Here is a 12,794-nt window from a genome sequence, read left to right on the forward strand (position 1 = left end):
AGCCGAAAGGATAAATGGGATTCTCAAAACAGAATTTAAGCTTAATCGTATTTTTCAATCCAGGAGTCAAGCGATGCATGAGGTTGCTAAAAGCATTGACTCTTATAATCATCTTCGTCCACATATGAGTTGCGATTATCTCACACCAGTAATTGCTCATACTACTGAACAACCGTTAATTAAGCGGTGGAAAAACTGTAGAAAAAAGTATAATAGAACTAAAGAAAAACAATTAATTTTATAATTATTAACCCCTCTCAAAACTGTAAAGTAAAACCCGTATCAGACCTAGTGTATAGCTCTTTTAGGAATCGACAAACTGTCAATACAAAATTTTCCCGATTTCGCATTACAAAATCATTTTTAAAACCTATTCAGTCGACGCACTGTTTAACCTATATGTAACCAATGCAATGAATAAAACTCATGATAACTTCATCACCGATAAAAAACAAACTATATACAGATGAAAAAGCCGAAAACAAAGACTGAGCAAGCAGAAAGAGCAGATCAAGAAGAACCAAAAGGAGCAGAACCCGAAAACCAAACCTCAGCTAAAGACGCAAAAAAAGCAAACGTTAACCTCAACAAAAAACGCATTCACCCTGATGGGCTAGATAAATGGAACGACCGTTTAGACCGTAACCTTGAAAGTGAAAGAGAGGGCAATTCAACTGCAGATGAAAATGCAAGAAAATACAATGAAGAATTTGGCAGTGGTGATCAGTCTGATGAAGATTAAGTTATAGACATTTAATCTACATCAGCAAATTCCCATGCACTCTGATAAGCATCAATCTGTTCCGCATAAGTAATAAAATCAGCATAAAAAGGCAACCTTGATAGTGTTGCACTATCTCCAATTACAACTAACTTTTTTCTTGCCCGGGTCATAGCCACATTCATCCTACGGATGTCGGATAAAAAGCCTATCACCCCCTCATCATTACTCCTGGTCATTCCAATATAAACGATATCACGCTCCTGCCCCTGAAAACTATCGATAGTATTTACCGAGATTTTAGCTGCGTATTCCTGCAATACAGGGTGATTAAGCAGTAAATCCTTCAATACATGAATCTGCTGTTTATAAGGAGAAATAACTGCTACCGATGGAAAATCCTCAATCGTATATCGGGTACTCAAACTTGCAATCAGCTGCGATAAATGCTTCAACAGAAATACAGCTTCTTCCGGGTTATAAGTACTGGTGCCTTCAGTTTTCTCTTCAAAACCGCAACCTGCAGTATCAACAAAAGCCAAAGGCGAATCCCCGGCAAATAGCAAATGACTGGCTACAGAATCGTGTGCTTTCAGTTTCCCTTCATAAAACACCTCCGAAGAATAATTCATAATCTTCTCATTCATCCGGTATTGTTCCTCCAACAGAACAACTGCTTCGGGATGCAAGGCTACACATTTCTCTAGCAATGTAGTACTTAAACCGGCTTTAGCAGCCTCATTGGATTTAATAGTAGGCGATAATTGACAGTGATCTCCAGCCAGGATCACTTTTTTAGATTTCAAAATTGGTATCCAGCAAGCAGGTTCTAATGCTTGTCCGGCCTCGTCAATTACAACCGTATCAAATTTACGGTCTCTAACTGTATAATGACTGGCACCAACCAAAGTTGCAGTAATCACCTGAGCCTTTTCAATCAGGTCATCCATGATGTATTGCTCAGTATTAGCAACAGCTTTCATGATCTTATGTGCCTCATCAAAAAGTGCTTTGCGTTGCTCCTTCTCCGCTCTGCCGAAATTCCTTTTATACTTATGGGCCATATGCTTATACTCCGCTGCCTGCTTTTTTAAGTCTTTAACCTCTTTTATGGCGCCATGACTAGCCATTTTGCTATCTAAAGTTAAAGAAAACAGTTTTTCCGAAACCCTTGCAGGATTTCCAATACGCAGTACATTCAAGCCCTCGTCAGACAACTTTTCAGCCAGCAAATCAACCGCGGTATTGCTTGGCGCCACCACTAAAATTTGTCTACCCGTATCTTTTATTAACGCCTTAATTGCCTGCACAAGCGTAGTTGTTTTACCTGTACCCGGCGGGCCGTGTACAATGGCCAGCTGCTCTGCAGCAACAATACGGTTTACAGCAAGTTGCTGTACTTTATTCAACTTAGCAATAGGATAATGAAAAATATCAGTGGCAAAAGAAGGTGTATCTGCTCCCGTTAACACTTTTATCAGTTGATGATCATCACCCTGTTCATTCCGTAAGGAAGCACGTTTAACAGCCCCTTGCATTTCATCATAAGTATGATCATCAAAGAGGACATCGATACCCAATTTACCATCTCTGGCCCAATCAGGTAATTCATCCGTACGCAAAGTAATTTTTAAGCGACTTCCACCCTGATAGGCGATCACTCCCTCAACCCGGTCATTTTTAGGATCATGATTAGAGAACAATACTGCTGGCATTCCAAACCGCAATTGATGATTCAGGTCCTGATGCGTAGTACGTTCCACCTCAACAGTAAGATAGTCTCCCCTGCTCATTTCTGAGCCCCTGATGGCAATAGGATACCATGTTAAACCATTTGCTCTGCGTTCTGCAACAGAAAGTGTTTCTTTTTGCTTTAGGTAAGCTCGTAAATCTTCTTCCCGCTCAGTTTTAAGCAGATCAAGCAGTTTTTTAAAATAAGGCATGCCTGCAAAGGTACACAACTATTCACTAAATAGGCAATCATTCGTCTGGTAGCGGGACCGATTTGCTGATCGCTTTATCCATCGGCATTGGCGCCTGCCAATTTCTTAATTGTGCACTCAATGCCTTCGACAATAAATCAACCTTTTCTGGATTTTCCTTTGCAACATCCCTATTTTCAGCTATATCATATTTTAAATTATACAATTCCTTAGTTCTGTCACGCATGTTGTATATGAGTTTCCAATCCCCCTGCCTAACAGCGCTTTTATAATTAATTCCAGGACCATCTGTCGGGATCCATTTATTGGGCATATGCCAATACAAGATTCGCTGATCATCTTTATAAGCAGCATTTTTTAATATGGGAATAAAACTTTTTCCATCAACCTGCTGTACTGTTTTATACTTTTTTACTCCTGCCATTTCAAGAATAGTTGGGAAAAAATCTTCAATGATTACGTACTGATTAGCTACACTTTCAGGTTTAACCACGCCAGGCCACTTTACAATCATAGGCTCACGTATTCCTCCCTCATACAAAGAACCTTTACCGGCTTTAAGGGGGAGGTTTTGTGTGTGAGCCTGTCCGCCACGTGCAGGAACCAGACTTAAGCCGCCGTTGTCACTCATAAAAATGATAATGGTATTTTTATCGACTTTTTTTAACCTTAGATAATCCATCAAATCTCCCAGGCTCTTATCCATTCCTTCAATCAAAGAAGCATATTTTGCTTCCCGAGTGTCAAGCCCCTTATCAAGGTACTTCTGATAAAAACGAATGTCGGCCTGTAAAGGTACATGAACAGCATAGTGAGCCATATTCAAGTAAAAGGGTTGCTTATTCCTTATAGGGGCATCAAGTGCTTTTATAGCCTCCAACGTCAAAGCTTCCGTTAAAAAAGTATCTGTCCCGTAATATTCTTCAAGGTCAGGGACAGCTTGCCAGCTGTTTTCCTTAGGCTTATTTCCGTAATAATCTTCTCCAAAGTAGCTCTGAGGGTGGCCTGCTGCATGCCCTGAAACATTCACCATAAAGCCGAAATTATAAGGATTGGCACCTGGAGTTCCTGCTGAACCCCAGTGTGCTTTTCCTACATGTACGGTAAAATAACCTGCCTTTTTAAGAAGCTCGGGAAACGGTGTCGCATACGCACTATTCGGAACTCCTGGCTGAGGACTCAAACCATTAAAATTCCAGTTGGCCTGGGCAAACTGCTGATCCTGACTATCCGTGTTATTATCCTTTTGGGGAGAGGTCCAATTTGTAATATGGTGATGAGTAGCATTCATACCACTCATTAAGCTTGCACGGGTTGGTGTGCAAACAGAAGTTGAATAAGCATTCGTAAATTTCATGCCCTCTTTTGCCAAACGTTCCATATTTGGCGTGTGGTAAAGTTGGTTCAAAGGAGTTTTCTGAGTCCAAAAAGGGACAGAAGTGTCTTGCCAGCCCATGTCGTCAACAAGAAACACAATAACGTTTGGTCTCTCCTGTGCACAAACTTTTAATTGAGTTGTTACTGTGAATACAGAAATCAACGCCATTATCCTTAAAAAAAAATTCATACTCCTTTTACAATTCTATTTACTTTCTAACATCTATTTCTATTGCTTCAATCAATTGGGCACTATGTGAAGGCTTACAAACATTCATCGGCCAAATATAAAATAGACTCATAATTTTTGCCAACTGCATCAGACATCGCCATTTCACAAGTTTTAGCAGTAGAATAATAACCGGAATACTCCCTGCTTTTCACTTCAGTGGCTTCCGGTGCTGTGGCTGCAGCAGTAAGTTCAGGAAAAAGGAATCCCCTGTCACCCGCCATTCCGCAGCAGCCCGTATTTAACGGAACATCAACATGATCTGCAAACTGTGCTGCAATCGCATATAATTTACTCTCCAGTCCCATTTTTTTCAATGTACAAACAGGATGTAAAACGATGCTATTCTTTTTTTGAACATTGTTCAATTTTGGCATCACATAGTCGTGAAGATAATCTATGCTGTCGATAATGCTCATCTGATCGAAATAGGCTTTATTTTCCTCGGTAAGTACTGCACGACAATGCTGCAAGGTATGCGTACATGAACTGACATCGAGTACCACAGGTAATTTACCCCCTTTGGTCCACCACCAAAGTTTTTTTACGGTTTCATTTGAAGTATAAACATAAGCATCATTATACCCCTTAGAAGAGAACAGTTGTCCACAGCATATACTATTGATATCATCAGGAATCAATACAGCAATCCCTGCTTTCGCAGAAACGCTCATAAATGTTTGTGGTACACTTTTCTTTGCATCCTTTGCGCCACCCATCATCCGGTTTATACAGGTAGGAAAATAAACTATTGATCCTTCCCTATTCCCTTCAATTCCCCCGCTGGTTGCCTGCAACTGATTACTCCATAAAGGTATAGCAGGTATGACCTTTTTCAATCCACCTGTAATGTTCCTCATGGTCGATTCACCAAAAATATTGTTTACAATGTCGCCGGCTTTTACAGCCAATCCCACCGTAAAGGCTGTAGCACCAAAGTTTTTCGCAACCGTTAAAGCCACATCATTAGCGAACCTGCTATGGTTTTCCCTGCGTAAACGCTTAACCAGATCACCGGTATTGATATCAACCGGACAAGCTGTAGCGCATAAGCCATCCACTGCGCAAGTGTCCAGACCATCATATTGGTATTCAGTAACTAGCTGATCAAAGTCCTGCCTATTGCCCTTTGCCTTTAATATGGCCAGCTCCCTTCGTATCACAATCCTTTGACGCGGTGTAGTGGTGATGTTCCTACTTGGGCATTTATGCTCGCAATAGCCACATTCAATACATTTATCTACCTCCTGCTCTACAGAAGGCAAAGGCTTTAAATTGGTGATGTGTGCATTTTTATTTTCATTGATGATTACCCCGGGGTTGAGCAGATTTTGCGGATCGATAACAGCCTTCAGATTTTTCATAATCTGATAAGCCTCGCCTCCCCATTCCGTTTCAATAAAAGGAGCCATGTTCCTGCCCGTTCCATGCTCAGCCTTTAAAGTACCATCATAAGTTTCAACGACCAGCTTCACCACATCCTGCATAAACAAGTCATAGCGCTCAATTTCGGCAGCCGTATGAAAGGCCTGCGTTACTACAAAGTGAATGTTACCATCCTTAGCATGACCAAAGATGATCGCTTCATGGTATTCGAATTTTTTAAACAATTGTTGAAGATCGAGTATCGCATCCCCAAGTTTTGCCACTGGGAAAGCAATATCCTCCAGGATCACAGTTGTACCACTGGCCCTCACAGCACCAACTGCGGGGAACATCCCCTTCCGGAGCTTCCAAAAGAATGCCTGTTCTTTTACATCTTCGGTAAACAAGGGCGCTTCAAGCATCGATAAGGAAGAAGCTGATGATAAAAACACATCCTTCTTTGCATTCAATTCTTCTAAAGTATTGGCTTGAAATTCAACCAGCAATGCCGCGGCTGTCTCAGGTAAAGTCTTTAACCTTTCGGGTACTCCCTTTAAGCTATCAATAGATCTTAACGAAGCCCTATCCATCAATTCAACTGCCTCAGCGCCAGCAACCGTTAAAGGGATAATGGCCTGACAAGCGGCATAGATATCCGGAAAATATAAAAAGGCTGTAGTTTTATAAGGATAATCAGGAACAGTTTCCATTACCGCTTCGGCAATAAAACCAAGTGTTCCTTCGGCACCAATTAAAAGATGCGACAATACATCCAGCGGATGCTGATGATCGATAAAAGCATTCAGCGAATAGCCGACTGTGTTTTTAGTCTCGTATTTTCTGCGGATCAATTCATAAAGCTCAGTATTGCTTTCCAATTGCTCCTGCATACCTTTTATTGCAGTATAAATATGATTACACTCCTGTTCAAAGCGAATGTAATCATCCGTATTTTCAGTCGTAAAAGTCTTGCCGTCAGGCAAAATGAAACGGATGTGTTTGGTAGTATGGTATGAATTGAGTTTAACCCCGCAGCACATACCACTTGAATTATTAGACAGGATACCACCCATCATAGCGGCATCAATACTCGATGGATCGGGTCCGATCTTTCTTTTATAGCGCTTCAAATAAGCATTCACCATGCTCCCGGTAATCCCCGGCTGCACCCTCACCAGGTCGCCATTATCTTCAATAAGCATTTTATTCCAGTACTGGCTCAAATCCACCAGAATACCATCGGTAATGGACTGTCCGGATAAACTTGTACCACCCGTCCTAAAAACCAGGGGGATTTGATACTGATGAGAAAATCTGAACAGTGCAACAATTTCCGATTCAGCAACCGGCTGCACTACTGCCTTTGGTCTTAAATAATAAAACCCTGCATCTGATGCATAAGCCACCAAATCAATTAACCGCACTTTAATGCGTGCTTCCGGTAAAATACCTTCTAAAAGTTTCCCAATTTCCATTTAAAAACAAAATACATATTCAAGCAAAAGAACCAGTTATGAATGCTTAAACAAATAAACCATTAAAAAATCACAAATTACATTATTTTCTTATTGATACTAACCGGATACCCCCGTTTAGATGGTATCACATTTTGTGACACCTTGCCCTGCAACCTCCTGTTCATGTTTTCACAATCATTGAAATCGGAATTTTTTAATAATCAAAACCGTTTACACCTGCCCGGGGTTTATAAGGATAGTTATCATTTTTATACAAAATAAATAATTCATGAAAACAGACCCCTTTGTAATTGAAAGAACCTTTAGCGCACCTCCAAGCAAAGTATGGGAAGCCATTACTGATACAAAAAAAATGAAGCAGTGGTATTTTGATCTGGAAAAATTCAAACCTGAAGTAGGTTTTAAATTTCAATTCCTGGCAGGCAGCGATACCAAAAAGTACCTGCATATCTGTAAAGTTATGGAAGCAGAAGAAGGTAAAAAACTGGCTTATACATGGAGTTACGACAATTACCCCGGAAATTCATTAGTTACATTTGAACTTTTCGAAGCAGGAACAGGCACACGCGTAAAATTAACACATAGTGGTTTAGAAAGCTTTCCGGCCAAAGACGACCCAAACTTTGCTAAAGAAAGTTTTGCCGCCGGATGGACAGAAATCATTAGTAAAAACCTAAAGAATTTTATAGAAGAATAACGATTAAACCTGATGGGCGTTTATCGCTTCCCAAAGCATATCCTTTAACTGTACAAGTCCCTTTTGGGCCACAGATGAGATAAATATTGCGGGAATATTTTTAGGCAGTTGCTTTTTCATTTCCTCAGTCAATTCTTCATCCAGCATATCCGATTTGGTAATAGCCAGCAAATGCGGTTTTTGCATCAGTTCCGAATTGTAATCTTTAAGTTCAGATTTCAAAATCTCGTATTCTTCTGATATGGTTCTATGCGTATCTGCGGGAACCATAAACAACAATACTGAATTACGTTCAATATGACGTAAGAAACGATAACCAAGTCCTTTACCCTTAGAAGCACCTTCAATGATTCCCGGTATATCGGCCATCACAAACGATTTGCTGTCACGATAAGAAACAATACCAAGATTTGGCACCAGGGTAGTAAAAGGATAATCAGCGATTTCGGGTTTAGCAGCAGAAACTACAGACAATAAAGTTGATTTACCCGCATTAGGGAAACCTACCAATCCTACATCGGCAAGTACCTTCAGTTCAAGGACAACCCACTCTTCTTTTCCAGCTTCGCCCGGTTGAGCAAAACGAGGCGTTTGCAGCGTTGGTGTTTTAAAATGCCAGTTACCTAAGCCTCCGCGACCACCTGGAGTCAGGATTTTTGTTTCCCCATCCGCAGTAATCTCGAATAATACTTCACCTGTTTCAGCGTCCTTGGCAATGGTACCCAGAGGCACGTCGAGGATCTCATCTTTACCAGATTTACCAGTAGATGTTCCGCTTGAGCCCGATAAACCATCAGGAGCAATAATATGTTTACGATACTTCAAGTGTAGCAGCGTCCAGAACTGGGAGTTACCTCTAAGGATGATATGTCCACCACGACCACCATCACCACCATCCGGACCACCTGTAGCAGTTCTTATGTCGCGGTGCAAATGTGCAGAGCCCGCCCCCCCTTTACCGGAACGGCAGCATATTTTTACATAATCTACAAAATTGGAACCCTGCGACATAATCTTTCTCTGTTTTTTTTTTATAAATAACAATAGCGGGCAGCATTGTGTTCTGTCCCGCTATCTATAATGTTTTTGTACTAGTACTGGTCTACTACTGCACTTAAATCTGCAAAGATGTCATCGATTTTACCGATACCATTCACTTTACTCAATTTACCTTGTGCCTCGTAATATGGCAAAACGTGAACCGTTTTGTTAAAATATTCTTCAATGCGTTTTTTCAGCTTATCCGCCTGATCATCAACACGACCGGTTTCAAGCTGACGTTGAGCGATTCGTTTTGTTAACTCATCCTGATCAACATCTAAAGCAATTACTCCTGCAATAGTGCTGCCTTTGCTCATCAAAAACTCATCCAGGGCCTGTGCCTGTGGCACCGTACGCGGAAAACCATCAAATATAAATCCTTTAGCCTGTGGATTTTTATCCACTTCCTCTTCCAGCATAGCGATGGTAATTTCATCAGGAACCAATTGCCCGTCAGCAATTAAAGCACTCACACGCTGTCCAAGCGCAGATTGATTTTTAATATGTGCCCTGAAAAGATCGCCTGTTGAAATGTGGATCAATTGATATTTTTCAATCAATTTTTCAGATTGGGTGCCTTTGCCTGCACCCGGTGGGCCAAAGAGAACAAAATTCAGCATTTGGGTTGTCTTTAAAGTTAAAAAGCCTCTACCATCAGGCTTAAGGCTTTTGTCTGTTATTTAAGCTCTCAACGTCAAAAATGCATTGCAACTAATCGAAGATTTAATCAAACCTACTGTTACAAATTGCGAATTAACCATTGAAAATATTTTATTGTTACCTATTCAATCCAATCATTATAACACATCCATTTTCAATTCATTAAATCACTGAATAAGAAAAATAAGGTGGTTAGTTTTGAGGTTGCAAATATATAATTATTAATTTACTATATTTATTTTTTTGCAAAATAAGCATCCAAAGCAAAACAGACAGCTATTGATTATCAATGGCTATTGATATGCTCCCTTACTAATCAAATTATTCACTACACGTGCCTGCCCATCTTTATCAGTTGTGCCGTTTACTGTAGCTGAAGTAATAATCCCGGTGTTTTTTGCTGCTGATGTCGGCTTAAGATGCAGATCATAAATAACAGTATTCATAAATTGTGGAGCTATACCCGCTGTGGAACCCGTATCATCACCACATGCCACTCTCCAGAGGTTAAAATCTGTATAAGGGATATTATTCCAACGCCAAATATTTACCCCTTCAGAATAATATAAATTATTAGAAACTGCATTATTTGTTCCCCCCACTATCTGCTTATTGATGAATACACCTCTCTCCGCTCTTGGATAAATGATATTGTTATTGATTACATTGTTATTGCAGTTTTCCGTAAGCCTGATCTCCCCCTCAACTTCATTTGAATAGCCCAGGTCTTTATTGTTATGATAAATGGTATTGTTAATCACATAACAGTTATTGGTACCACCACCAGTATAACCAATATAGCCACCCAGGTAAATCCCGGCTAATGAACAGTTGTAAACCAGGTTATTCCTAACGGTACATTCCTGGGTAGGAAAATTATTGGTCTCACTAACGATACCGATCCCACGGCCACAATCTTTCACCAGATTTTTTTCGACAATAATGTTCCGGGCTCCATCAACATAAATACCTATTGCACCATTGTGATCTTTGAATGCAGGTATGGGACCTGTTCTACCGTCAATGTTAAACACCTCATTATCGGCAATGATTCCATTACGCACATAATTATAAGCGGGATTGGAATTGGCGGCATAACCACCCGCAGCAACTATCCCAATATTTTCACCATTGTACACTTTATTTTTTCTGACCTCAAAGCCATCTACATAACCATTTATCGTTAAGTTCTCGCTGTATCCTGTATTACAGTCAAATATTTCATTTTCCTCCACCAGGATTTTAGTCATGGCCACATCTGTATTTCCAATTACATGTATCCCATGTCCACTTCTCCACAATTCCGCCGTTGCGTTATTCTCAATATTGTATACCCTGTTCTTTCTTAAAGTAATATTGCTTGAACCAGCCTTTACGACTATACCATCTACATTTACAGATGCAGCAGCACTTTTAAAATCACAGACATCCAATCCTTCGATGGTGATAAAACTTACCGAACTTATTGTAACCAGTGCCTCACTACCCAACACCGAAAGTCCTTCACCACTCACAATTGCCTTCTCAGCCTGATAGGATTTTAAAGTGATTACTTTGTCCTTACGCCCCGATCTGGGAAAGTTTAATTTCTCTTTATACGTCCCACCTCTTACGAAAACTGTAAAACCGGGGGTAACCAGTTCCAATCCTTTTTGTATGGTATTTACAGGAGCGTTCAATGTCCCCTTATTTGAATCATTTCCATTAACTGCAACATAAATATCCCTATCGGCAGATTGCCCATCCGGCTGCTCAGCCCCTGCTATACTCTTCTTACTGCATGCAGTCAAAACACTAAAGCATAACAATACCGTTGCCAAAAGGAAGACTCCCTTAAAACAATTTAATTTTGATGTATCCATGATTTAAATCCATTAAGCAGCAGGTTAAAGACAACGTGTCTTCAACCTGCTACAGCATTTGTGTGTTTGTGTGTATTTTTCTTATTCCGATACGATTTTCCGAACGCAATTATTGTTTCTGTCGAGTACGTAAACGGTCCCGTTCTTATCTACGGTAACGCCGGCAGGGGCACTAAAGGCTGCCGATTTTCCGATGCCATTTACATTTCCGGAAGTGCCAGATCCGGCAAAGGTGCTGACTTCGTAGCTGGCTGCATCAATATAGCGGATACTCTGGTCTGGATTTGAAAGACCACCGCCACCCGCTCCATTTCCAGCTATGTATAAATTATTTGTAGCATCGATAGACATACCCCAGGGTAATGAGAATTTTGCACTCTTCGCTGATCCGTCAAGATAGCCTGCAACTCCTGAACCGGCAACAATACTACCTGTCCAGCTGCCAGCCAGAAACTTTTTAATCACATGATCACCATGTATGGTCACAAACAAATTGCCTGCATTATCAAAAGCCATTGATGAAGGGTAATTAAGGCCACTAATGACTTGAGTGGTTACACCTGTCGTGGTAACCTGATAAACATTTCCCGGCGAATTACAGCTGGTGTAAAATACGTTTCCGCTTTTCTTATCAAAGGCAACACTCCAGGGCTCCTGATTGGCCCAGGCAAAAATAGTTGCGGTTCCATCCGGGGTTATTTTTCTGATGTCCCAATTGCCCGGGTCAGCGCTATACAAATTACCCTTGTCGTCAATTGTCAGACCATAAGGAATACTAAATTTAGCCGCTGTCCCCTTACCGTCCTGATAACCTCCACTACTCGGATTACCCGCAAAAGTCGTGACATTTCCATCCTTATCAATTTTCCGGATGCAATGGTTACCTACATCCGTAACATATACGTTAAGGTTATCATCAACCACAATTCCACTGCACCTATACCAGGATTCGCCACTAAAGCTAAATTTAGCATCCGTTCCCTGTCCATTTGCAAATCCGGCAACCCCAGAACCTGCCAGCGTGGTTACTGTCCGCATATATTCGTAAGTGAATGCAGTTTTGCTTGTGGCGCTTTTGCTACCAATAGTTACTGTAATTACACCAGAACCAGCCTTTTTAGGCACTACAACCATCATTTGTTTACCATTAACCCCAATTACTTTCAATTGCTTCCCGTTCAGGGTAACCTTAACCTGCGAGGTATCTGTTGTAAAATTACTTCCGTTGATCAAAATCTCTGTGCCACCACTACCTTTTTCCGGAAGAAGCTGATCAATTGTTATTGGTGCGGACGCATCATGTGTAAATCCTTCTTCTTCCTTTTTGCAGCCTGTAGTCACCACCACCAAAACAGCGACAATGAATAAGCATGCATTTATATATTTTTTCATAATCTTATGCATATTAATAAATAATGAAT

At 40.7% G+C, this 12,794-nt stretch carries 10 protein-coding genes; 3 read left to right on the forward strand and 7 right to left on the reverse strand.

Annotated elements, in window-relative coordinates:
* Together B9A18_RS19860 and B9A18_RS19865 are read left to right on the forward strand one after the other, a co-directional pair.
* A partial coding sequence (locus B9A18_RS19860; protein WP_144009553.1) for an integrase core domain-containing protein occupies window positions 1-244 on the forward strand: 244 nt, incomplete at its 5' end.
* A 222-nt stretch (window positions 245-466) separates the two neighbouring features.
* Window positions 467-742, forward strand: a complete 276-nt coding sequence (locus tag B9A18_RS19865) for a hypothetical protein (RefSeq protein WP_084291299.1) — start codon at window positions 467-469, stop codon at window positions 740-742.
* An 11-nt stretch (window positions 743-753) separates the two neighbouring features.
* Here the strand turns inward: B9A18_RS19865 and B9A18_RS19870 are convergent, their stop codons facing one another.
* The 3 genes from B9A18_RS19870 to B9A18_RS19880 form a co-directional block, all read right to left on the reverse strand.
* Window positions 754-2,664 (reverse strand): AAA domain-containing protein, encoded by a 1,911-nt coding sequence (locus tag B9A18_RS19870; RefSeq protein WP_084291300.1) that lies wholly within the window; start codon window positions 2,662-2,664, stop codon window positions 754-756.
* A 37-nt stretch (window positions 2,665-2,701) separates the two neighbouring features.
* The gene (locus tag B9A18_RS19875) at window positions 2,702-4,231 is read right to left on the reverse strand and encodes a sulfatase (RefSeq protein WP_084291301.1); all 1,530 of its coding nucleotides are present in this window, start codon (window positions 4,229-4,231) and stop codon (window positions 2,702-2,704) included.
* Between the two features lie 74 nt (window positions 4,232-4,305).
* Window positions 4,306-7,110 (reverse strand): FAD-binding and (Fe-S)-binding domain-containing protein, encoded by a 2,805-nt coding sequence (locus B9A18_RS19880; RefSeq protein ID WP_084291302.1) that lies wholly within the window; start codon window positions 7,108-7,110, stop codon window positions 4,306-4,308.
* A gap of 271 nt (window positions 7,111-7,381) precedes the next feature.
* Between B9A18_RS19880 and B9A18_RS19885 the strand changes: the two genes are divergently transcribed.
* Window positions 7,382-7,810 (forward strand): SRPBCC family protein, encoded by a 429-nt coding sequence (locus B9A18_RS19885; protein WP_084291303.1) that lies wholly within the window; start codon window positions 7,382-7,384, stop codon window positions 7,808-7,810.
* Window positions 7,811-7,813: 3 nt separating this feature from the next.
* On the opposite strand, the gene obgE is transcribed toward B9A18_RS19885, so the two are convergent.
* The 4 genes from obgE to B9A18_RS19905 form a co-directional block, all read right to left on the reverse strand.
* A complete protein-coding gene (gene obgE / locus B9A18_RS19890; protein WP_084291304.1) occupies window positions 7,814-8,821 on the reverse strand; it encodes a GTPase ObgE in 1,008 nt (335 codons plus the stop codon).
* An 80-nt stretch (window positions 8,822-8,901) separates the two neighbouring features.
* The gene (locus B9A18_RS19895; RefSeq protein ID WP_084291305.1) at window positions 8,902-9,471 is read right to left on the reverse strand and encodes an adenylate kinase; all 570 of its coding nucleotides are present in this window, start codon (window positions 9,469-9,471) and stop codon (window positions 8,902-8,904) included.
* 333 nt (window positions 9,472-9,804) lie between these two features.
* Entirely contained in the window at window positions 9,805-11,373 is a 1,569-nt protein-coding gene (locus tag B9A18_RS19900) for a right-handed parallel beta-helix repeat-containing protein (protein ID WP_084291306.1), read from the reverse strand.
* A gap of 81 nt (window positions 11,374-11,454) precedes the next feature.
* On the reverse strand, window positions 11,455-12,765 hold the full coding sequence (locus B9A18_RS19905) for an IPT/TIG domain-containing protein (protein WP_200816410.1): 1,311 nt from the start codon (window positions 12,763-12,765) through the stop codon (window positions 11,455-11,457).
* Window positions 12,766-12,794 lie beyond the last annotated feature (29 nt).

This window comes from Pedobacter nyackensis, from assembly GCF_900176505.1.
GTDB lineage: Bacteria > Bacteroidota > Bacteroidia > Sphingobacteriales > Sphingobacteriaceae > Pedobacter > Pedobacter nyackensis.

Coding starts and splice junctions, on each gene's coding strand:
- B9A18_RS19865 (WP_084291299.1), top strand. CDS start 467: ATGAAAAAGCCGAAAACAAAGACTGAGCAAGCAGAAAGAGCAGATCAA.
- B9A18_RS19870 (WP_084291300.1), bottom strand. CDS start 2,664: ATGCCTTATTTTAAAAAACTGCTTGATCTGCTTAAAACTGAGCGGGAA.
- B9A18_RS19875 (WP_084291301.1), bottom strand. CDS start 4,231: ATGAATTTTTTTTTAAGGATAATGGCGTTGATTTCTGTATTCACAGTA.
- B9A18_RS19880 (WP_084291302.1), bottom strand. CDS start 7,110: ATGGAAATTGGGAAACTTTTAGAAGGTATTTTACCGGAAGCACGCATT.
- B9A18_RS19885 (WP_084291303.1), top strand. CDS start 7,382: ATGAAAACAGACCCCTTTGTAATTGAAAGAACCTTTAGCGCACCTCCA.
- obgE (WP_084291304.1), bottom strand. CDS start 8,821: ATGTCGCAGGGTTCCAATTTTGTAGATTATGTAAAAATATGCTGCCGT.
- B9A18_RS19895 (WP_084291305.1), bottom strand. CDS start 9,471: ATGCTGAATTTTGTTCTCTTTGGCCCACCGGGTGCAGGCAAAGGCACC.
- B9A18_RS19900 (WP_084291306.1), bottom strand. CDS start 11,373: ATGGATACATCAAAATTAAATTGTTTTAAGGGAGTCTTCCTTTTGGCA.
- B9A18_RS19905 (WP_200816410.1), bottom strand. CDS start 12,765: ATGAAAAAATATATAAATGCATGCTTATTCATTGTCGCTGTTTTGGTG.